The organism is Amycolatopsis lurida, assembly GCF_900105055.1.
Lineage (GTDB): Bacteria > Actinomycetota > Actinomycetes > Mycobacteriales > Pseudonocardiaceae > Amycolatopsis > Amycolatopsis lurida.
This window is the reverse complement of record NZ_FNTA01000004.1, coordinates 1,327,203-1,348,220: the sequence shown is the minus strand read 5'-3', so window position 1 is coordinate 1,348,220 and position 21,018 is coordinate 1,327,203. Positions and strand designations below refer to the sequence as shown.

Sequence of the window (21,018 nt, the reverse complement as noted above, 5' to 3'; positions counted from 1 at the left end):
CAAGACGTGACCCACTGGGCAAGAAACTGTAACACGTTCTACACTTGCGGGTAGGTCCGGCGAGGAGGTCTCACCCGTGTCGATCGCGCTCACCGAAGAACAGGCGGCACTGGCCGCGTCGATCCGGGCTTGGGCGGCTTCCGCTCGTCCGGTCGACGCCGTCCGAAATGGCCGGATCACCGAGCCCCCTCCGGGGCTGGCCGAACTCGGCCTGTTCGGCGTGGCGATTCCCGAAGACGTCGGCGGGGCAGGCGGAACACTGGCCGATCTGGCCGCCGGGCTCGCCGAAGCGGCCGAAGCGCTCGTGCCCGGCCCGGTCCTCGGGACCGCGTTGGGCGGTGCGCTGCTCGGAACGGATCCTCGGCCGGCCAAGGAGATTCTGCCGCGCCTCGCGGACGGGACCGAACGCCTGGCGGTGGTGCTGGGCAACGGTTTTCGTATCACGGATTCGGTGGTCGACGGCGAGTCGGGCCCGGCGCTCGACGTTCACCCGTCGGCGTGGACGCTGGTCTCCGACGGTGCCGTCTCCGCGCTCATCCCACCCGGAGCGTCCGGAGTGGACATCGAGCCGGGCGAGCCGTTCGACGTCTCTCGGCCGGTCGGCCGGATCCGGTGCGAGAAGGTGCGGCCCGAGGCGGTTTTCGAGGCACTGCCAGTGGATTCCTATGCCGCCGCACTCGGCGCCGCGGAAGCCGCGGGGATCGCACGATGGTGTCTTCGGACCGCTGTCGACTACGCGAAGGTGCGGGAGCAGTTCGGCCGCCCGATCGGGTCGTTCCAGGCGATCAAACATCTGTGCGCGGAAATGCTCTGCCGGGCCGAAGCCACCGACGCGCTCGCCTGGGACGCGGCGAGGGCGGCCGAGGACCCGGCGCAGCACGCCCTTGCGTCGGCGACCGCGGCGGCCTATGCACTCGACGCGGTCGTGGCCAACGCGAAGGACTGCATTCAGGTCCTCGGTGGTATCGGCTTCACCTGGGAGCATGACGCGCACTTCTATCTGCGGCGCGCTGTGGCCCTGCGTCAATGGCTCGGCGGTTCGGCACGCTGGCGTCGCCGCGCCGCCGAACTCGCGCTGCGCGGCGACCGCCGGACGTTGAGCGTCGACGTCGGCGAAGACACCGGACTCCGTGACCTGGTCGGTGAAATCGCCGCCTTGTCCGAGCCGGAGCGGCGGGGCGCGCTGGCCGATTCGGGATTGCTGGCCCCGCATTGGCCCGCGCCGTACGGCCGCGGCGCCGGCGCGGCCGAGCAGCTGCGGATCGACGCCGCCCTCGCCGACGCGGACATCCGCCGTCCCGACCTGGTGATCGGCGCCTGGGCGATCCCGACCCTGCTGGAACACGGCTCGGAGGACCAGCGCGAACGGTTCGCCGCGCCCACGTTGCGCGGGGAGATCACCTGGTGTCAGTTGTTCAGCGAACCCGAGGCCGGTTCCGATCTCGCTTCGCTCCGTACGACGGCCCGGCGTGCCGACGGCGGGTGGCTGCTGAAGGGCCAGAAGGTGTGGACCTCGCTCGCGCGCGAAGCCGATTGGGCGATCTGCCTGGCGCGCACCGACCCGGACGCGCCGAAACACAAGGGGATCACTTACTTTCTGGTCGACATGACCGCCGACGGGATCAGCACGCGCCCGCTGCGCGAGATCACCGGCGACGCCGTCTTCAACGAGGTGTTCCTCGACGACGTCTTCGTCCCGGACGAGATGGTGGTCGGGGAGGTCGACGGCGGCTGGCGGCTGGCGCGGACGACACTGGCCAACGAGCGTGTGGCCCTCGGGAGTGGATCGGCGGTGGGGGAGGGCGTCGAGAACCTGCTCTCCACGCTGGGTGAGGACGCGGACCGGGAGCGGCTCGGTGCGCTGATCGCCGACGGCAGCGCGTGTTCGATGCTGGACCTGCGGGCGACGCTGCGGCGGCTCGACGGCCAGGACCCCGGCGCCGAGTCGAGTGTGCGCAAGCTGCTGGGGGTGCGGCATCGGCAGGCGGTGGCGGAGTTCGCGCTGGAGTCGCTCGGTGAGCGCGCCCTCGTGGACGGTGACCCGGCGCAGCACGAGTTCCTGCTGACCCGGTGCCTCAGTATCGCGGGCGGGACGACGCAGGTGCTGCTGTCGCTGACGGCCGAGCGATTGCTGGGGCTGCCCCGGTCCTGAAAGTTCCTGTCACGCCTCTTTCTCGTGCCATGAAAGGTCCCTTCCCGGTAAAATCGGCAAGGAAAGGACCTTTCATGACACCGGCGCCCGACAGCTGTCGGTCCCGTGCTCTAACGTGCGGGTCGTGGAGTTCGGCACAGGAACCCAAGCCACCTTCGTCCCCTCGGATCCCCCGCGGGACGGTGTGCTGGCGCTCTGGGGAGACGGCGTAGCGGGTGACACCGCGATCGAACTCGTGCTGCCGGTGGGGAAGGTGTTCCGGCGCACGAAGGTCGACGCGGCACTCGTCCCGTTGTCACGGGCGATTCCGCGGCTGCTCACCGCGGACGGCGACCTGAGCCCGGCCATCGCCGCGTGGTCGGCCGTCGCCGAGGCCGGGGTGAACCTCATCGCCCGCGGCAGACTGCTGCCCGCGGCCTCACCCGGCGGGGTGGATTCGTGGCGGGTCGGGCCGCTGGACGTCGCCGACGAGGAGATGCTGCGCGGGCTCGCCGCCGCGCTGCCTCCCGAGGCGCACGCCCTGCCGTTGTCCGGCCTGAAGCGAATCCGGCTGCATTCGCCGGAGTCGTTGATCCGCGCGCTCTGGGACGCCACGGCGGACGTGCTGGTCCGCACACCCGCCGCGAGCGTCGCGGCGGGCGGGCCCGCGTTCGCCTCGGCCGAGCCGACGCTGGTCGGGCCGGACGGTGCGGCGTGGCTGGCGGAACTGAGCGCCCGGCAGGCCCAGGGCGCGCATCTCGTCCTGCGCATGGAGGTGCACGAGCCCGAGAACCCCGAGGAAGAGCCCACGTTCGCCGCCGTCCTCGCCGTGCGGAGCGCCGTCGATCCGAGCCTGATCGTCGAGGCGGCGACACTGTGGGACGCGCCCGAAGCGGTGCTGGAACGGATGGGCGAGCAGGTCGAGACGCAGTTGCTGCTCGGTCTCCGCCGGGGCGCCAGAGCTTGGGCGCCGCTCGGCCGCATGCTCCAGTCGGCCGCGCCGACCGGGCTCACGCTGGAGTACGACGAGGTCGTCGACCTGCTGACCCACGGGGACGCGGCGCTGGGTGGCGCCGGCATCGAGGTGCAGTGGCCGAAGGACCTCTTCGCGGGCGAGCTCAAGGCGAAGGCGAGCGCGACGCAAGCTCCGGGCAGTGTCACCGGGCCCGAGTTCACGCTCAAGAGCCTGCTGCAGTTCCGCTGGCGGCTGAGCCTCGGCGACGAAGACCTCACCGACGCCGAGGTCACCGCGCTCGCGGAGGCGAAGCGGCCGCTGGTGCGGCTGCGGGGCAAATGGGTCAAGGTCGACGCGCGCCTGCTCGCCAAGGTGCGCGCTCACCGCGCGAAGAAGCTGTCCGGGGCCGAGGCGCTGGCCGCGGCGCTCACCGGCGAATTGGAGCTGGACGGTGAAAAGGTCGAGTTCACCGCGCCGTCGGCGCTGACGGGGCTGCTCCGGCGAATCCGGGAAAGCGCCGCGGAACCGATCGAGCAACCCGCGGACCTGAAGGCCACCCTGCGGCCCTACCAGAGGGCGGGCCTGGCTTGGCTGGCGACGATGACCGGGCTCGGTCTCGGTGCCTGCCTCGCCGACGACATGGGGCTCGGCAAGACGATCCAGCTCATCTCCCTGCACCTGCATCGCCGTCCCCTAGGTGAGGGGCCCACGCTCGTCCTGTGCCCGACGTCGTTGCTGGGCAACTGGGAACGTGAATTCGCCCGGTTCGCGCCGGACATCCCGGTACGCCGGTTCCACGGTGGCGGACGGCATCTCGACGAAGTCGCGCCGGACGAGGTCGTGCTCGCCACGTACGGCGTCCTCCGGCGGGATCGCGAAACCCTGTCCGAAGTGGACTGGGGGATGATCGCCGCCGACGAGGCGCAGCACGTCAAGAATCCGCTTTCGGTCACCGCCAAGGAGCTGCGGAAGATCCCGGCCGCCGCGAAGGTCGCGCTGACCGGGACACCGATGGAGAACCGGCTCACCGAACTCTGGTCCATTGTGGACTGGACGACGCCGGGACTGCTTGGCTCGCTCGAAGGGTTCCGTCGCAAGGTCGCCCGGCCGATCGAGCGTGACCGTGACGTCGCCGCCACCGAACGCCTCGCCACGACCGTGCGCCCGTTCCTGTTGCGCCGTAAGAAGACCGACCCGGACATCGCCCCCGAACTGCCGCGCAAGACCGAGACCGACCGGTTCGTCCCGCTCACCGCCGAGCAGACGACGCTGTACGAGGCCGTGGTCCGCGAGAATCTCGCGATGATCCGCGAGCTGGACGGGGTGGCGCGGCGCGGGCAGGTGCTCAAACTGCTCACCGAGCTCAAGCAGATCTGCAACCACCCGGCGCAGTACCTCAAGGAACCCGGCGTGCTGCACGGCCGGTCCGGCAAGCTGGCCGCGTTCGAGGAACTGCTCGACGTCGTCCTCGACGAGGGCGACAGCGTGCTCGTGTTCAGCCAGTACGTCCAGCTGTGCCGCCTGCTGGAGAAACGCCTGGCCGAACGCGGGCTGCCGACGATGCTGCTGTCCGGTTCGAGCACGCCCCAGGCCCGGGAGGACATGGTCGCCCGGTTCCAGGCGGGCGAGGTGCCGGTGTTCCTGCTCTCCCTCAAGGCGGGCGGGGTCGGGCTCAACCTGACCAAGGCCACCCACGTGATCCACTACGACCGCTGGTGGAACCCGGCGGTGGAGGACCAGGCCACCGACCGCGCGTACCGGATCGGGCAGGACCGGCCGGTCCAGGTGCACCGGCTGATCGCCGAGGGCACGCTCGAGGAGCGCATCGCCAAGGTGCTGGAGACCAAACGCGGGCTGGCGGACGCGGTCATCGGCGCGGGCGAGAACTGGATCACCGAACTGTCCGACGACGAACTCGCCGACCTCGTCCGGCTCGGGGAGCCCTGATGCCCGGCGCGACAGGACGGAAACGGCGCACCTTCGGCAACACGTGGTGGGGCAAGGCGTGGGTCGAGGCCCTGGAGGAACGCGCCAAACTCGATCCGAACCGGCTGCCGCGCGGGCGGACGTACGCGCGCAAGGGCACGGTCAGCAAGCTCGCGGTCGGCGAGGGCGAGGTGACGGCCTGGGTACAGGGAAGCCGGGCGGTGCCGTACCGGGTGACCATCCACATGCGGGCGTTCACCGGACCACAGTGGGAGAGCCTGCTCGGGATGGTCGGCTCCCGGCTCGGATACGTCGCCGCCCTCCTCGACGGCGAGCTGCCCGGTGAGCTGGCCGAGGACGCCCGAGCCGCCGGCGCGGACCTGCTGCCGGGGCCCGGAGATCTGCGCCCGAAATGCTCCTGCCCCGACAGCGCGAACCCGTGCAAGCACGTGGCCGCGGTGTATTACCTGGTGGCGGACGAGGTCGACGCCGATCCATTCGTGCTGTTCCTGCTGCGCGGCAGGCCGAGGGAGGCCGTGCTCGCGGAACTGCGGTCCCGCCGGGCCTCCGCGAGCACGCCGGGTAAACGGGTGCGCGCCCCCGCCGCACCGGGGGTGGACCCGAAACGCGCGTACACCCGGCGGATCGCCGCGCTCCCGCCGCGGCCGGCCGTCCCGGGCACGGTCGGACCGCCCGCCGTCCTCGACGTCGACCCGCCGCACCGCACCGGCTGGAGCGGCGAAATGTTCGTCGAACTGGCCGCGGACGCCGCCGCGAGGGCTTGGGAGCTGCTGGTCATGGGTCCCGAGCGCGAGGCGGAGCTGTCGTTCGAGGAAGATCTCGCGCGTCGTGCGGCGGCGAGCGACCCGCCTGTGGTCGCCGAGCTCGCCGAGGCAGCCGGGGTCGCGGTGCGGGATCTGGCCCTGTGGGCCCAGGCCTGGCGTGAGGCGGGCCGGGGCGGGATGGCGGTGGTCCGGGAAGCCTGGCGTCCGGGGCAGGCGCCGCTCGCCCAGGCCAAGGCGGACCTCGCCGAATCGGGATTGCCGGGAACGCCGAAGACCTGGCGGAACCGGATCACCCAAGGCGACCTGCAACTGCGCTACGGCCGGGACGAACGGTGGTACCGCTTCGTGCGCGACGGCGAGGGCTGGCGGGTCGACGGTCCAGCGTCCACGCGGCCGACGGACGTGATCTACCCGCCCTGACGTCCTCAAGCTCGGTCGGAAGTGATGCCGCGAAAGTCACTTTCGCGACGCCCGGCGAAGAGCTTGGGGTTACCCGGGCCCACGCTTGGCCGCGCTGGCCTCACCCCAGGCGACAGGTTGCGAAAGTGGCTTTCGCAACCTTCAACGTTGCGAAAGTGGCTTTCGCAACATCGCCCCGCGGATAACCGTCACTCACGACCCGCTGGACCGGCGCCGCCAGGTGCGGTAACTCCATTCCAGGAACCGTTCCACCCCGCGCACGACGTGGGCGCTGCGGATCGAGGGGAAGACGTCGAAAGCGTGCTGCGCGCCGGAGATCTCCGCGTAGGCGACCTCACGCTGGGACTTGTCCCGCAGGCGCCGCACGAACTCGCGGGCCTCGCCCACCGGCACCAGCGAGTCGTGGACGCCGTGGATGACGAAGAACGGCGGCGCGTCCTCGGTGATCCGGTCCAGCGGTGACGCCGCGATGTAGTCGTCGAGGAACTTCACCGGATCCCGGTCCGCCTCGAAGACGTGCCGGGCGATCAGCGTCTTCAGCCGGGTCTGGCTGGAGCGCCGTCCGCTGGTCGCGGCGAAGTCGTAGACGCCGTAATGCGGGGCGCACGCCTGGACGCTCGTGTCGGCTTCGGTGAAGCCTGGCTGCAATGCCGGGTCGTTCGCGGTCAGGGCCAGCAGCGCCGCCAGATGCCCGCCCGCGGAGCCGCCGGTGACGGCGACGAACGACGGGTCGCCGCCGTAGGACTCGGCGTTGTCCCGGATCCAGGCCAGCGCGCGTTTCGCCGCGACGATATGCGCGGGCCAGCGGGCCGCGGGGGAGAGCGGGTAGTTGATCGCGATGCAGATCCAGCCGCGTTTGGCCATGTGCAGCATCAGCGGCAGGCCCTGCTGGTCCTTGTTGCCGATCACCCAGGCGCCACCGTGCACCTGCAGCAGGATCGGCGCGCCGGTGACCGGCTCGCGTGGGGCGTAGACGTCGAGCAGGAACCGTTTCCCGCCGGGCGCGTAGGCGATGTTGCGGGTGCGGCGGACGTCGGGGTCGCGCATGCGGAACGGCATGGCCAGCTGGCCCCACGGCGTCGCGAGGTCGGTCGGGCTCGGCGGGTGCTCGAGTTCGTCGATGTAGGCCTTGCCGATGCCTTCGGTGAGCGCGGTCTCGATCTCGTCGCGGGCCCGCTGGGACTGCGCGATCAGGGTGCCGAGCCCGGCCGCGGACGCCGCCGCGAGGGCGAGCCCGGCCTTGCTCGATCCGCCCCGGTGCCGGGCGACATGCGCCGCCGCGTCAGCCGCGGTGAGCGCGAGCAGATGCGGCGCGAGCTCACCGGTGAGCCAGCCCGCGAAGAACGCCGGAATCGCGGTACGCGCACCTCGCGGCGGCTTCAGCGCGTTCGCGGTGAGCGCGAGCTGGAGTGCCTGACGGACGACGAAACTCGGGTGCATGGGCACCGATCCTACCGCCGGGTGACCGCCTAGAACGGGTTGCAAAGTTCACTTAAGGTACTTCTCATGCAGAGATTGAGCGGTCTGGACGCGAGTTTCCTCTACCTGGAGACACCGGCCCAGGTGCTGCACATATGCGGGCTGCTCACCTTGGACGGTTCGACCATGCCCGGCGGCTACGATTTCGACCGCTTCAAGGAGAAACTGGCCGAACGGGTCGAGCTGATCCCGGCGTTCCGGCGCAAACTGCACAATCCACTCTGGAATCTCGCGCATCCGGTCTGGGTCGAGGACGAGGACTTCGACCTCGAAGCCCACGTTCACCGGATCGGCGTACCCGCCCCCGGCGACCGGCGGGAACTGGCCGAACTCGCCGCCCACATCGCGGGACAACGACTGGATCGCGCGCAGCCGCTCTGGCAGTTGTACGTGATCGAAGGCCTGGCCGACGGCGGGATCGCGGTCCTGCTGAAGATGCATCACGCCAGCGTCGACGGGGTCGGTGGTGCCAGCTTGATCAGCTACCTCGCCGGGCTCGACCCGGACGCCCCACCGCCGCAGATCGCGACGGACGAACGCGCCAACGCGGGTGTTCCCGGCAGGCGAGCGCTGCTCGGCGCGGGCCTGACCTCGTTCGCGAAACGGCCGGTCGAGTTGGTGAAGCTGCTGCCGGACCTGCTTGAACTCGTGCCGAAATGGCTGGGGAAAGCGTTGCAAGGCAAGGGAATGCCTGTTCCGTTCACCGCGCCGCGCACGTCGTTCAACGGGACGATCACCGCGCACCGCAGTGTCGCCTACGCCTCCCTCGACCTCGACGACGTCAAGCAGGTCAAGGACGCCTTCGGGGTGACCGTCAACGACGTCGTCCTCGCCGTGGTTTCCGGTGCGCTGCGGCAGTTCCTGCGCGACCGGGGCGAGCTGCCGGAGGATCCGCTGGTGGCGACCGTGCCGGTGTCGGTACACGGCCGGACCGAACGCGAGCACGGCAGCAACAAGGTCTCGGCGTTCTTCGCGTCGCTGCCGACTCATCTCGACGACCCCGCCGCGCGGCTGTTCATGCTCGCGGAATCCAACCGGCTGTCCAAGGACCATCACCACACCATCGACGCGGACATGCTCCAGGACTGGGCGCAGTTCTCGGCGGCGACCATGTTCGGCCTCGCGGTGCGCGCGTATTCCGCGCTGCGCCTGGCCGAACGGCATCCGGTGGTGCACAACCTGGTGGTCTCCAACGTGCCGGGGCCACCGATGCCGCTGTACCTGCTGGGCTGCCGGATCACCGGGCTCTACCCGCTCGGCCCGGTGTTCCACGGCGCCGGGCTCAACGTCACCGTGCTGTCCAACGCGGGCAGGGTCGATGTCGGCCTGCTCGGCGCCCGCGAACTCACCGGCGACCTGTGGCCGCTCGCCGACCACTTCCCCGACGCGCTCGCGGAACTGCTCAAAGCCACCTCCTAGATCCTCACCCCTTGCCGTCACGCCTCCTTCCGGTTAAGACTAGAACAGGTTTCAATATTGTGCCCGTTCGCCCCGGTGAGGAGCCAGTGTGGACTTCCAGTTCGACGAGACGCAGACCGAGGTCACCGCGCTGGCCGCGCGCGTCCTCGGCAAGGAGCGCGAGCCCGCGGACACGTGGCGCGCGCTCGCCGACGCAGGTCTGCTCGCCCTGGCGCTGCCCGCCGAACTCGGCGGTGACGGGCTCGGCGTCGCAGAAGTCGCCTTGGTGCTGACCGAACTCGGGCGCGTCGCCTCACCGACGCCCGCGCTGGCGTCTCTGGCCTTCGGAGTCCTGCCGGTCACCGCGCTCGGTGGCCCGGATCAGCGCTCGGCGCTGCTTCCGCCGGTCGCCGCGGGCGAAGCCGTGCTCACCACCGCGCTGCACGAGCCTTCCGCGCCGTTCACCACCCGGCCCGCGACCGTCGCGGAATCGGCGGGGGACTGGCGCCTGAGCGGCGTCAAGATCGGCGTGCCGTTCGCGGCGGAAGCGACGCGGATCCTGACGCCCGCCTCGTTGCCCGGCGGCACCGGCGTCTTCCTGGTCGATCCCCGCGCGGACGGCGTGACGCTGACGCCCACGAGAACCTCTTCCGGCACACCGGATTACACGATGACGCTCGATTCGGTGACCGTCACCGAAGCCGATCTCCTCAACGGGCACGGCCCCGGCGAGTCGATCGCGACGCTGCACCGATTCGCGCTCGCCGGCGCCGTGGCGTTCGGCGACGGGCTGCTCGCCGGCGCGCTCGCGCTGACCACCAAGCACGTCGGGGAACGCGAGCAGTTCGGGCGGCCGCTGGCGGCGTTCCAGGCGGTGGCGCAACAGATCGCGGACGTCTATGTCGCTTCGAGGACGGTTCAGCTGGCCGCGCGGTCGGCGGTCTGGCGGCTCGCGGCGGGGCTCGACGCCGAGGCGGAGCTCGACATCGCGGCGTACTGGCTGGCGGAGGAGGCGCCCGCGGCGCTGGCCGTCTGCCATCACCTGCACGGCGGGATCGGCGTGGACGAAACGTATCCGCTGCACCGGTTCTCGTCGGCGGTCAAGGATCTGGGACGAACGCTCGGCGGCGCCGCTCATCGGCTGGCCGGCCTGGGCGAACTGGTGGCGGGGTGAACCGATGCTGATCGAACTGACCGCGGCGCAACACCAACTGCGCTCCGAACTGCGAAAGTACTTCGCCGGGCTGGTGAGCGCCGACGAGCGGCGCGCGATGCTGCGGGAGCGGCACGGCCCGGTGCACCGCGAGATCGTCCGGCGGATGGGCCGCGACGGGTGGCTCGGCGTCGGCTGGCCGGAACAATACGGCGGCCGGGGTTTCGGCGAGATCGAGCAGCACCTCTTCGTCGACGAGGCCGCCCGCGCCGACGTCCAGCTGCCGTCGGTGACGTTGCAGACCGTCGGGCCGACGCTTCAGGCTTACGGCACCGAGGAACAGAAATCGCTGTTCCTGCCCAAGATTCTCGCCGGTGAAGTGCATTTCGCCATCGGCTACACCGAGCCCGACGCGGGAACGGACCTCGCGGCGCTGCGCACGACAGCGGTGCGCGAAGGGGACGAATACGTCGTCAACGGCCAGAAGATCTTCACCACCGGCGGGCACGACGCCGACTACATCTGGCTCGCTGTGCGGACCGCGCCCCACGCGCCGAAGGCGCTGAAACATAAGGGGATCTCGATCCTCATCATGGACACCCGCGATCCGGGCTATTCGTGGACGCCGATCATCACCTGCGACGGCGCGCACCACGTGAACGCCACCTACTACTCGGACGTCCGGGTGCCCGCGAACATGCTGGTGGGCAAGGAGAACGAGGGCTGGCGGCTGATCACCACCCAGCTGAACCACGAACGCGTCATGCTCGGCCCCGCCGGGCGGATCGGCGGTCTCCACGACCGCGTCCGCGAGTGGGCGGCGACCAGGAAGGCGCCGGACGGCACGCCGTTGCTCCAGCTGCCCGACGTCCGGGCCGTGCTCGCGGAAACCCTGGCGACCGCCCGGGTCAACGAACTGCTGAACTGGCAGGTCGCGGCGTCGTCGGCGAGCGGGCCGGTGGCGGTGGCCGACGCGTCGGCCACCAAGATCTTTGGCTCCGAACGCATCCAGCGGCTGGCCAGGAGACTGGAGGAGATCGTGGCGCGACACGGCGATCAAGCCGACGCCGAAACCGCGGAACTGGCGCTGTGGCTGGACGTGGTGGCCAAACGCAATCTGGTGCTGACCTTCGGTGGTGGCGTCAACGAGATCCAGCGCGAGCTGATCGCCACCGCCGGGCTCGGCTTGCCGAGGGTGCCGCGATGAGCATCCAGGAAGCCGCCGAACGCATCGCCGCGCGCGGGGAATCCGCGCCGAGGGCCGCGCGCGACGCGGTCAACCAGGCGATGGTGAACAACTGGGTCGAAGCCATCGGTGACCGGAATCCGGTGTACGTGGACGAGGAGTTCGCCGCCAAGAGTGTCCACAAGGGACTCGTCGCGCCGCCCGCGATGGCGCAGGTGTGGACGATGGGCGGGCTGCACTGGACGAGGGCGTCGGACGACCCGCTCGGCGCGATGATGGAGGTGCTCGACGAGGCCGGGTTCACCTCGGTCGTCGCGACGAACTCCGAGCAGAACTACTTCCGCTACCTCCGGCACGGTGAGCGGGTCGAAGCGACCGCGAAACTGGAAAGTGTCGTCGGGCCGAAGCGCACAGCGCTGGGCGAAGGGTGGTTCGTGACGACGAAGACCACCTGGTACGTCGGCGACGAAGCCGTCGCGGACATGGTGTTCCGGGTGCTGAAGTTCCGCCCGCCGGGCGCCGAGCCCGCCAAGGCGGCCGCCCCGGTGCTGCGGCCGGTGATCAGCAAGGACACCGAGTTCTTCTGGGCGGGCCTGCGTGACGGCGAGCTGCGGATCCAGCGGTGGGGCGAGACCCTGCGGCATCCGCCCGGTCCGATGCCGCCGGACGGCGACCTCGACACGAAGCCGGACTACGTCGTCGCGTGCGGACGGGGGACGGTCTACAGCTACGTGGTGCACCACCATCCCAAGGTGCCCGGCAAGGACCTGCCGTTCGTGGTCGCGCTCGTCGAACTGGAGGAGGGTGTCCGGGTGATGGGCGAGCTGCTCGACGCCGATCCCGAATCCGTCCACATCGGACTCCCGGTGGAGGCGGCCTTCGTGAAGATCGACGAGGAACTGACGTTGCCCGCTTGGAGGGTCGCGCGATGAAGGACTGTTCGGTCGGCACCGAGCTGCCGCCGCTGAAGATCGAGGCCACCCCCACGTTCGTGGTGAGCACCGCGCTGGCGACGCGGGACTTCCAGGACGTCCACCACGACCGCGACGCCGCCGTCCAGCGCGGCTCGAAGGACATCTTCCTCAACATCCTCACCGACACCGGCCTGGTGCAACGGTTCGTCACCGACTGGGCGGGGCCGGAGGCGTTCGTGCGCTCGATCAAGATCCGGCTCGGCGTGCCCTGTTACGCCTACGACACCCTCACCTTCACCGGGCGGGTCACGGAACGGGACGGCGACGACGTGGTGATCGCCGTGTCCGGTGTGGACAGCCTTGGTGAGCATGTGATGGGCACCGTGGCGATCACGCTGGGAGGCGAGTGATGACCCTGTCCGGACGGGCGGCCATCGCCGGGATCGGTGCGACGGAGTTCTCGAAGGATTCCGGGCGCAGCGAGCTGCGGCTGGCGGCGGAAGCGGTTTCAAGCGCACTGAAGGACGCCGGGCTCACTCCGTCCGATGTGGACGGATTGGTGTCGTTCACCATGGACGGCAACAGCGAGATCGCCGTCGCGCGGGAACTCGGCATCCCCGAACTCAAGTTCTTCAGCCGGATCCACTACGGCGGCGGGGCCGCGGCCGCGACCGTGCAACAGGCCGCGATGGCCGTCGCGACCGGGGTCGCGGACGTCGTCGTCGCGTACCGGGCGTTCAACGAACGGTCCGGTATGCGGTTCGGTCAGGTGTCCTCGGCCGCGGCGGGGCAGGTGAACTCCTCCGGGGTCGACAACGCGTTCCACTACCCGATGGGGATCGCGACCCCGGCCGCGACCGTCGCCATGCTCGCCCGGCGGTACATGCACGAGTACGGCGCGACCAGCGAGGACTTCGGCCGGGTGGCCGTCGTCGACCGCGCCCGCGCGGCGACCAACCCCAAGGCCTGGTTCTACGGAAAGCCGATCACGCTCGAAGAGCATCAGGCCTCCCGCTGGGTCGCCGAGCCGTTGCACCTGCTGGACTGCTGCCAGGAGAGCGACGGCGGGGTCGCCCTGGTCGTCGTCAGCGCCGAGCGGGCGCGCGACCTGCCGCACCGGCCCGCCGTGATCGCGGCGGCCGCGCAGGGGAGCGGGCCGGACCAGTACGTGATGACCAGCTACTACCGCGACGATCTTCCGGCGCTGCCCGAAATGGGCGTGGTGGGGCGGCAACTGTGGGAGCAGTCCGGGCTGGGGCCGGGCGACATGGACCTCGCCGTGCTGTACGACCACTTCACCCCCTATGTCCTGATGCAGCTGGAAGAACTCGGCTTCTGCGGGAAGGGCGAGGCCAAGGACTTCATCGCTGGCGGGACGCTGGAACTCGACGGGAAGCTCCCGCTCAACCCGCACGGCGGGCAGCTGGGGGAGGCCTACATCCACGGGATGAACGGGATCGCCGAGGGGGTCCGGCAGCTCCGGGGCGACGCCGTCAACCAGGTCGACGGGGCGTCGCGCGTGCTGGTGACCGCCGGCACCGGCGTACCCACGAGCGGATTGGTCCTGACCGCGGGCTGACATCACCTCAATGCCCGATGGTGTACTAGAGCGGTACCTGCCACGGTGAAGGGGTTACCGGCCGGGAGGTGCCATGTCTGGACCAATCGTCGTCGCGTGGACCCTGACCGCGGTGTTCGCCGCGCTCGTCCTGCCCTGTGTGCTGAGACTCGTCCGTTTGGACTACGGCAGGCAGGGCGCGGCCGTCCGCAACGGCGACCTGGCCGAACTGCTGCTCGTCGTCGCGATGGTCGCGATGCTGTCGCCGGTCGGCGGCCCGATCCCGGCGGCGGGCTGGCAGGCGGTGCTGGCGCTGACCGCGGGCTGGTTCGCCGTCTCGTGGTGGAAGGGGCGGCGGTCCGGGCACGCCTCGTGCGGGCACCACGCCGTCTCCGCCACCGCGATGCTGTTCATGGTGACGTTCATGCCGCACAGCGACGTCACCCACGGGCCGTGGCTGGTGATGTCCGGCCCCGGCGGCACTTCGGCACTGTGGCTTTCGCTGGTCTTCGGGGCCGTGGCGGCCTATTTCGCGGCGGACGCCGTGCGCGCCGGGGTGCTCGCGGCGCGGGGGGCGGGGGAGTCCGGTCAGCTGTCGCGGCGGGTGTGCCGGGTGATCATGGGGCTGGGGATGGGTTACATGCTGCTGGGCGCGGCCGTCTAGCGGCTGAAGGGGACTTTCCCCTCATCTCACGCGGCGAGGGGCGCTTTCACCGCGTCTTATGCGGGGAAAGCGTCCTTCAGCTCAGGAGCGGGGGACGCGGCGCACGACGCCTGCCTCGGCGGTGCCCACGTCCGGCAGTCCCTCGGCCGGGTTGTCCGCGGCCCACTTCGCGGCGTTGGCGATGTCCTTGTTCAGCGCGACGATCAGCGCCTCCGACGACGGGTACGCCTCCTGCTCGCGCAGGTGATGGCCGAGCCACACGGTCAGCACCTCGCCGTAGAGGTCGCCGCTGAAGTCCAGCAGATGCGCCTCGACGAGCCGGTAGCCGTCGGCGCCGTAGTAGGTCGGCCGCCTGCCGACCGAGACCGCCGCCGCGATCCGGGTGCCGTCGGCGCGTTCGGCCCAGCCCGCCCACACTCCGTCGCCGACTTGGCCGTCCTGGTCGCGCAGCGCGATGTTGGCGGTGGGGAAGCCCAGTTCCCTGCCCCGCTGATCGCCCTTCTCCACCTGGCCACGGACCACGAAGTACTCCGCCGTCATGCCGCTCCCGTCCCCTGCCGTCACGAAAGCCATGAATACCATGCCCCGCCGTCCGGGGTCGACCGCCGTCCACGCCGCGAGAGACGTCCACTGTGTACTGAATCACGTGGTGACGAGCCGGTACCCCAGGTCGAGTTCCGTCCGGCCGAGCAGGCCGACGTGATGCCGGTGCCAATGCCCGTCCGCGAGATCGGCGCGCAGCCGCTCGACGGCCGTCGCGACGACGTTCCGGTCCAGCAGTGCCACCCCGGACATCCCCGCGCGCACGCGCTCGGACAGGTAGGCCTCCGGCCTGCGCCAATACGCGCCGAGGAACCCGTCGGCGCAGTCGGACGGCACCGGCAGCGGAGCCACCGAAGGCGCCCGCCCGGCCGCGGCCAGTTCCTCGACGACCCGGTCGAGACAGGCCAGCCTGCTTTCGTGTTCGGCGATCTCCGGCAGGTAGTCCCGCACCAGCCAGAACCGCGCGAACACCGCCTGATCCCAGGTCACGATCACCTGGCGGCGGGACACACGCCGCAGTTCGGCCAGCCCGGCGGTCACGTCCGTCCAGTGGTGCACGGTCAGCACCGCCAGGGCGGCATCGAAGGCACCGTCGGGAAAAGGCAGTCTTTCCGCGCACGCCTGCACGGCCGGGGCCGCGGTGGGCGGACGCTGCGCGATCATCCGCCGCGACGGCTCGACGGCCACCACGGCGCGGTCTTCCGGCTCGTAGGAACCGGCTCCGGCCCCTACGTTGACCACCGAGCGCGCGTCGCCGAGAGCGTTGGCGACGGCGGCCGCGATACGGGGGTCCGGGCGTCTCGATCGCGCGTAGTCCCGGCCGAGTTCTGCATACGGGTCGGAGATCAAGGGGCGCACCTGCCCGAGTCTAGCCAGAGCCGCTACCTGCGGGAACGAGGATTCAGTCTGTCGTGGTCAAGAAAGTGTCGGAAAGGACCGGTGCTTCGTCCCGGTCCGGTGCCGTGGTGGTGATCAGCAGCCCGGCGGGCTCGCGCCAGACCCGGGTTCGCAGCGGCTCGCCGGGGAAGACGACGCCGGCGAACTTGGCCGAGAACGACGCGACGCGGGCGGTGTCGCCGTCGAGGAATTCGTCGGTGACGGCCTTCGCGATGACGCCGTAGGTGCACAGGCCGTGCAGGATCGGCTTGCCGAACCCGGCCGCCGCGGCGAACGCGGGATCGGCGTGCAGGGGGTTGCGGTCCCCGCAGAGCCGGTAGAGCAGCGCCTGCTGCGGCAACGTCGGGGTGTCGATGACCGCGTCCGATTCCCGCGATGGGAGTTCGACGCGGTCGGACGGGCCGCGCTCGCCGCCGAAACCCCCTTCGCCACGGGCGAAGATACTCGACCGCAACGTCCACAAGGGAGTCCCGTCCGAGTCGGTGGCGACCGTCTCGTTCACGATCACGGCCGCCTTGCCCTTGTCGAAGACGTCGACGATCCGCGTGCGCGCCACGGCCTTCCCCGACGTCGGAATCGGCCGGTGGGCGATCACTTCCTGCTTGCCGTGCAACACTTTCCCGAGGTCGACCTCGACGCCTGGGAACGAGACCGCGGGCGGCTCGAACACGCGCAGGTTCGCCGCCACGGTGGCGAACGTCGGCAGGACCTGGAGGCCGTCCTCGTAGGTGTAGCGCAGTTCGCGCGGGCTCGTCGGATCCGCGCCCGCCCCCAGCGCCAGGTGGTAGAGCTGCACGTCCGACGCGGTCCAGGCGAAGCTCACCTCGCCGAGGTCGGCGCCGATCGCGACTGTGGGGTCGATGGGCACGGCATCTCCTACTCGTAGGTGACGGTGACGTCGTCGGTCAGCGGCAGGGACTGGCACGCCAGCACGATGCCTTCGGCGATGTCGTCGCCGTCGAGGACCTCGTTGTTCAGCATCTTCACCTCACCGGAGGTGACTCGGCAGGCGCACGCGCTGCACTGGCCCTCGCGGCACGAGTATGGCGCGTCGAAACCCTTTTCCAGCAACAGGTCCAGCAGTTTCGTCCGGCGCGGCCAGGTGAGCTTCTTCGTCTCGCCGTCGAGGGTGACCTCGACCGACGCCGGGGTCTCGGCCTCTTCGACGGCGACGGGTTCGGCCACCTCGAACGGGTTCCCGCCCAGGGAGAGGAACCGCTCCAGGTGGATCCGCTTGCGCGGCAGCCCGAGGTCCTTGAGCACCGTGCGCGCGGCGTCCATGAACGGCCCCGGCCCGCAGATGAACGCCTCGTGCGCGGAGTACGGAGCCACCAGCGCGCGCAGATGCGCTTCCGTCGGCAGTCCTTGCAGGCTCTCCAGCCAGTGCACGACGACCAGCCGCTCCTGATACCGAGCGGCGAGGTCCGCCAGCTCCCGGGCGAAGATGACCGACCGCTCGTCGCGATTGGCGTACAGCAGCACCACCTTGCCGGTGCCGTGCTCCAGCGCGGACTTGAGGATCGACATCACCGGGGTGATCCCGCTGCCGCCCGCGAGCAGCAGGAAGTCCTCGTCGAGCGACGCGGGACTGAAGACTCCGGCCGGTGGCAGGACCTGGACCTCCTGGCCCGCCTGGAGGTTGTCGCAGAGCCAGTTCGACCCATAGCCGTCGGCGGTGCGCTTGACGGTGACCTGCACCCGGCCCTCGTGCGGCGCGCTGGAGAGCGAGTAGCAGCGGGCCACCGACCCGGTCCTGTCGCTCGGCACGCGCAGCGTGAGGAACTGCCCTGGGGCGTAAGCGAAAACCGAGGCGTGCTCGGCCGGGATCTCGAACACGATCGACCGCGCGTCGGCCGTCTCGGTGATCACCTCGGCCACGGTCACGGTGACGGGACCGCTCATTCGGGCACCTCCAGCAAGCCGTCCTTCAACGCGGCGTCGATGCTGTCGCTGAGATTGCCGCAGGTGTCGAGCAAGGCCGTCTGCGCGCCCGACGCCTTCCGCTCGGCGAACACCGGGCAGCTCCGGGACGCGTCGCTCGTCCACTGGATGCTGGTGTGCTGCATGCTGTTCTTCTTGACCAGCACGCACGTCCCGCACGCGCGGCAGCTCAGCGGCCGCAGCCCGGCGGTGAGGAATTCGACGGTCTCGGGCTTCACACCCCGGCCTCTTCCGCCTGCTGCCGTGCCAGGTTGTCGGCCACCTCCGCCGCCCAGACCTCGTTGGCACGGCTGGTGTCCACTTCGAACTCGAACCGGCGCGTCATGTCCTCGGTGACGTCGGCCGCGTCCACATAGAACTGGTCGTACCAGCGGCGCAGCTGGTAGACCGGCCCGTCCTCCTCGCACAGCAACGGGTTGTCGATCCGGGTCTTGTTGCGCCAGATCTCGACGTCCTGCAGGAAGCCGACGCCGATGCCCTTGGCGAACTTCCCGGCGATCTTGTCCGCGTGCTCGTCCGAGACACCCTCGAACTTCTTCACGCTCACGCCCCACTGCAGCACGAACGAGTTCTCGGTGACCGGGTAGTGGCAGTTGATCAGCACGTTCTCGATCTCGAAACCCTGGTACGTGTTGAGCAGCTTGTTGATCATGTAGGACGGACCGAAGTAGGACGCCTCCGACCGCAGCAGATTCTCCTCGCCGCCGTAGTTGGACGCCATTCCCTTGTCGGGGCGGCCCTTCGTGTTCAGGTACTGCGTGGCGATATGCCCCTCGAACACGTTCTTGAAATAGGTCGGGAAGGCGTAGTGGATGTAGAAGAAGTGCGCCATGTCGACCATGTTGTCGATGATCTCGCGGCAGTTGGAGCCCTCGATGAGCACCGAGTCCCAGGTCCAGTTGCTCCACTCGCCGGTGAAGATGCCTTCGATCCGAGGGATGACGACGTCCTCGGGCGGCGGGTTGCCTTCCGGGTCGTGCCAGACGAACAACTGCTTGTTCTCCTCCAGCACGGTCCACGACTTCGTCCGCGCCCGCAGCGGAACCCGTTTGGCGTAGGGGATCGAGACGCATTTGCCGTTGCCGTTCCAGCGCCAGTCGTGGAACGGGCAGGCGATCTCGTCGCCCTTGACCTCACCCTGGGTGAGATCGCCGCCCATGTGGCGGCAGTACCCGTCGAGCACGTTCAGCTTGCCGGACGAATCGGCGAAGACCACCAGTTTCGTCCCGAACGCCGTGATGGCGTGCGGCTTCCCGTCGCGGAACGACTCGGCGAGGCCGAGACAGTGCCACCCGCGCGCGAACCGCGTGGGGGGCGCGCCCGCGTCGATCTGCCGTACGGATTCCGTCGTCATCGGCTGCCTCCCGCTTTGGTGTGATCTTGCTGCGCGAGATGCTCGGCCGCAAGGTAGCCGAACACCATCGCCGGGCCGATCGTCGCGCCGGGGCCCGCGTAGGTGCGGCCCATCACCGCCGCGCTCGTGTTGCCGGCCGCGTAAAGCCCGTCGATCACCGACCCGTCCTCGCGCAGGACGCGCGCGTGCGGGTCGATCCTCAATCCGCCCTTGGTGCCCAGGTCGCCGGGCACGATCTTCACCGCGTAGTACGGCGCGACGTCCAGCGGCCCCAGGCTCGGGTTGGGCTTGTTCCGCGGGTCGCCGTAGTAGTGGTCGTACGCGCTGCGCCCGCGGTGGAAGTCCTCGTCCACGCCGCTCCTGGCGAAGCCGTTGAACCGGCGCACGGTGGCCTCCAGCGCGTCGGCCGGGACCTCGATCCGCTCGGCGAGTTTCGCGACGGTACTCGCTTTGACCGCGATGCCCGCTTTGAACCAGCGGCCGGGCAGCGGCTGGCGCGGGCCGAGGCCGGTGAACATGTACCGGTTGCGGTTGCGCTGGTCGAACACCAGCCAGGTGGGGATGTTCGCGCCGGGGCCGTCACCGTCGCCGTACATCGCGTGCACGGCCTCGACGTACGGCGCGGACTCGTTGACGAAGCGTTCGCCCCGCGCGTTGACCATGAGGCAGCCCGGCCGCGACCGCTCGGCGAGTGCGAACCACGGACCGCCGGTGAGCGGGATGGACGGGCCCCACCAGGCGTCGTCCATCAGGTCGACGGCCGCGCCGAGTTTGAGTCCTGCGTCGATCGCGTCACCGGTGTTGGCCTCGGCGCCGACGGTCCACTCCGTACCGATGGGCGCCCGCTGGTACTTGACCCGCATCTCTTCGTTGCGCTCGAACCCGCCCGCGCCGAGGACGACGCCGAGCCGCGCGCGGACGGTCTTCTCCTCGCCCTCGTGGCGGACGACGACGCCGGTCACCCGGTCGCCTTCGCTCTCCAGATCCACCAGCGGTGTGTTCAGCCAGACGGGGACATCCGCCCGCCGCAGACCTTCACGCAGACCGGCCGCAAGCGCTTGCCCCATCGAGAGAAGCCGCTGACGGCGGATCCGGCCGGCGAGCCAGCGCCCGCCGAGACTCAGCACGCGGAGGACGCCGCGCGGATGCCGGGCGAGCAGGCTCAGCCACCGGTAGTCCGCCTGGGTGATCGGGGCGCCGAGCGGGGGAGCGCTGTACGGCGGCTCCAGATTCGCCAGCTCCGGGCCGAGCAGGTTGCCGTCGAGCGCGGCCGGTTCGACCGACCGTCCGCCCGCGCGCCCGCCGGGGGCTTCCGGGTGGTAGTCCGAGTAGCCGCGGACCCAGCGGAAGCGCAACGGCGTCTTGTCGCAGACGAAGGACAGGACCTCGGGGCCGCGGTCGAGGAAGGCCGACCGGAGTTCGGCGGGGACGACGTCACCGACGATCGCTTCGAGGTATTCGTGTGCCCGCTCCGGTGGCTCCTCGATCCCGGCCGCCCGCAGCGCGTGGTTGCCGGGGATCCAGACGCCGCCGCCGGAGCGCGCCGTCGAACCGCCGAAGTGGGCGGCCTTCTCCACGACCAGGACCTCGAGTCCCCGGTGGGCTGCGGACAGTGCGGCGGTCATCCCGGCGGCACCACTGCCGACCACGATCACGTCGTACTCCATACGCCCCTCACCTGAAACACGTTGTAGGAAGCATGTAGCAGCATCCG

18 protein-coding genes are annotated in these 21,018 nt (G+C 70.2%); 10 read left to right on the top strand and 8 right to left on the bottom strand.

Features of this window, described 5'->3' with window-relative positions; translation table 11 throughout:
* Nucleotides 1-76: 76 nt before the first annotated feature.
* The 3 genes from BLW75_RS11450 to BLW75_RS11440 all read left to right on the top strand — a co-directional run bounded on the left by BLW75_RS11450 (nucleotide 77) and on the right by BLW75_RS11440 (nucleotide 6,217).
* Nucleotides 77-2,152: an acyl-CoA dehydrogenase family protein gene (locus BLW75_RS11450; protein ID WP_034322414.1), complete on the top strand. Its 2,076-nt coding sequence runs from the start codon at nucleotides 77-79 to the stop codon at nucleotides 2,150-2,152.
* Nucleotides 2,153-2,267: 115 nt separating this feature from the next.
* Nucleotides 2,268-5,033, top strand: coding sequence for a DEAD/DEAH box helicase (locus BLW75_RS11445; RefSeq protein ID WP_167373490.1), 2,766 nt, complete (start codon nucleotides 2,268-2,270; stop codon nucleotides 5,031-5,033).
* Nucleotides 5,033-6,217 carry an SWIM zinc finger family protein gene (locus BLW75_RS11440; RefSeq protein ID WP_034317311.1) on the top strand — a complete coding sequence of 395 codons (1,185 nt, stop codon included), beginning with the start codon at nucleotides 5,033-5,035 and terminating at the stop codon, nucleotides 6,215-6,217. The genes BLW75_RS11445 and BLW75_RS11440 overlap by 1 nt, the downstream gene beginning before the upstream one ends.
* Before the next feature lie 192 nt (nucleotides 6,218-6,409).
* On the opposite strand, the gene BLW75_RS11435 is transcribed toward BLW75_RS11440, so the two are convergent.
* Complete coding sequence (locus BLW75_RS11435) at nucleotides 6,410-7,657, bottom strand: alpha/beta hydrolase (protein ID WP_034317308.1); 1,248 nt, start codon at nucleotides 7,655-7,657, stop codon at nucleotides 6,410-6,412.
* Between the two features lie 66 nt (nucleotides 7,658-7,723).
* Between BLW75_RS11435 and BLW75_RS11430 the strand changes: the two genes are divergently transcribed.
* The 7 genes from BLW75_RS11430 to BLW75_RS11400 all read left to right on the top strand — a co-directional run bounded on the left by BLW75_RS11430 (nucleotide 7,724) and on the right by BLW75_RS11400 (nucleotide 14,569).
* The gene (locus BLW75_RS11430) at nucleotides 7,724-9,115 is read left to right on the top strand and encodes a WS/DGAT/MGAT family O-acyltransferase (RefSeq protein ID WP_034317305.1); all 1,392 of its coding nucleotides are present in this window, start codon (nucleotides 7,724-7,726) and stop codon (nucleotides 9,113-9,115) included.
* A gap of 88 nt (nucleotides 9,116-9,203) precedes the next feature.
* Complete coding sequence (locus BLW75_RS11425; RefSeq protein WP_034317303.1) at nucleotides 9,204-10,268, top strand: acyl-CoA dehydrogenase family protein; 1,065 nt, start codon at nucleotides 9,204-9,206, stop codon at nucleotides 10,266-10,268.
* Between the two features lie 4 nt (nucleotides 10,269-10,272).
* Complete coding sequence (locus BLW75_RS11420) at nucleotides 10,273-11,454, top strand: acyl-CoA dehydrogenase family protein (protein ID WP_034317300.1); 1,182 nt, start codon at nucleotides 10,273-10,275, stop codon at nucleotides 11,452-11,454.
* Nucleotides 11,451-12,365, top strand: a complete 915-nt coding sequence (locus BLW75_RS11415; protein WP_034317297.1) for a bifunctional MaoC family dehydratase N-terminal/OB-fold nucleic acid binding domain-containing protein — start codon at nucleotides 11,451-11,453, stop codon at nucleotides 12,363-12,365. The genes BLW75_RS11420 and BLW75_RS11415 overlap by 4 nt, the downstream gene beginning before the upstream one ends.
* Complete coding sequence (locus BLW75_RS11410) at nucleotides 12,362-12,757, top strand: MaoC family dehydratase (protein WP_034317294.1); 396 nt, start codon at nucleotides 12,362-12,364, stop codon at nucleotides 12,755-12,757. The genes BLW75_RS11415 and BLW75_RS11410 overlap by 4 nt, the downstream gene beginning before the upstream one ends.
* Nucleotides 12,757-13,926, top strand: coding sequence for a lipid-transfer protein (locus tag BLW75_RS11405; protein ID WP_034317291.1), 1,170 nt, complete (start codon nucleotides 12,757-12,759; stop codon nucleotides 13,924-13,926). Before BLW75_RS11410 ends, BLW75_RS11405 begins: the two co-directional genes overlap by 1 nt.
* 73 nt (nucleotides 13,927-13,999) lie before the next feature.
* Nucleotides 14,000-14,569 (top strand): DUF5134 domain-containing protein, encoded by a 570-nt coding sequence (locus BLW75_RS11400; RefSeq protein ID WP_034317288.1) that lies wholly within the window; start codon nucleotides 14,000-14,002, stop codon nucleotides 14,567-14,569.
* A gap of 81 nt (nucleotides 14,570-14,650) precedes the next feature.
* Here BLW75_RS11400 and BLW75_RS11395 read toward each other — a convergent pair whose 3' ends face one another.
* The 7 genes from BLW75_RS11395 to kstD all read right to left on the bottom strand — a co-directional run bounded on the left by BLW75_RS11395 (nucleotide 14,651) and on the right by kstD (nucleotide 20,971).
* Nucleotides 14,651-15,109: a riboflavin kinase gene (locus BLW75_RS11395; RefSeq protein ID WP_034317284.1), complete on the bottom strand. Its 459-nt coding sequence runs from the start codon at nucleotides 15,107-15,109 to the stop codon at nucleotides 14,651-14,653.
* A 102-nt stretch (nucleotides 15,110-15,211) separates the two neighbouring features.
* Nucleotides 15,212-15,961 (bottom strand): class I SAM-dependent methyltransferase, encoded by a 750-nt coding sequence (locus BLW75_RS11390; protein WP_034317282.1) that lies wholly within the window; start codon nucleotides 15,959-15,961, stop codon nucleotides 15,212-15,214.
* Between the two features lie 52 nt (nucleotides 15,962-16,013).
* A complete protein-coding gene (locus tag BLW75_RS11385; RefSeq protein ID WP_034317279.1) occupies nucleotides 16,014-16,877 on the bottom strand; it encodes a MaoC/PaaZ C-terminal domain-containing protein in 864 nt (287 codons plus the stop codon).
* An 8-nt stretch (nucleotides 16,878-16,885) separates the two neighbouring features.
* Nucleotides 16,886-17,911 carry a ferredoxin--NADP reductase gene (locus BLW75_RS11380; protein ID WP_034317276.1) on the bottom strand — a complete coding sequence of 342 codons (1,026 nt, stop codon included), beginning with the start codon at nucleotides 17,909-17,911 and terminating at the stop codon, nucleotides 16,886-16,888.
* A complete protein-coding gene (locus BLW75_RS11375; RefSeq protein ID WP_034317273.1) occupies nucleotides 17,908-18,168 on the bottom strand; it encodes a hypothetical protein in 261 nt (86 codons plus the stop codon). Before BLW75_RS11375 ends, BLW75_RS11380 begins: the two co-directional genes overlap by 4 nt.
* On the bottom strand, nucleotides 18,165-19,304 hold the full coding sequence (locus tag BLW75_RS11370; RefSeq protein ID WP_034317269.1) for a 3-ketosteroid-9-alpha-monooxygenase, oxygenase component: 1,140 nt from the start codon (nucleotides 19,302-19,304) through the stop codon (nucleotides 18,165-18,167). Before BLW75_RS11370 ends, BLW75_RS11375 begins: the two co-directional genes overlap by 4 nt.
* Entirely contained in the window at nucleotides 19,301-20,971 is a 1,671-nt protein-coding gene (gene kstD, locus BLW75_RS11365; protein WP_034317266.1) for a 3-oxosteroid 1-dehydrogenase, read from the bottom strand. The genes BLW75_RS11370 and kstD overlap by 4 nt, the downstream gene beginning before the upstream one ends.
* Nucleotides 20,972-21,018: the final 47 nt, after the last annotated feature.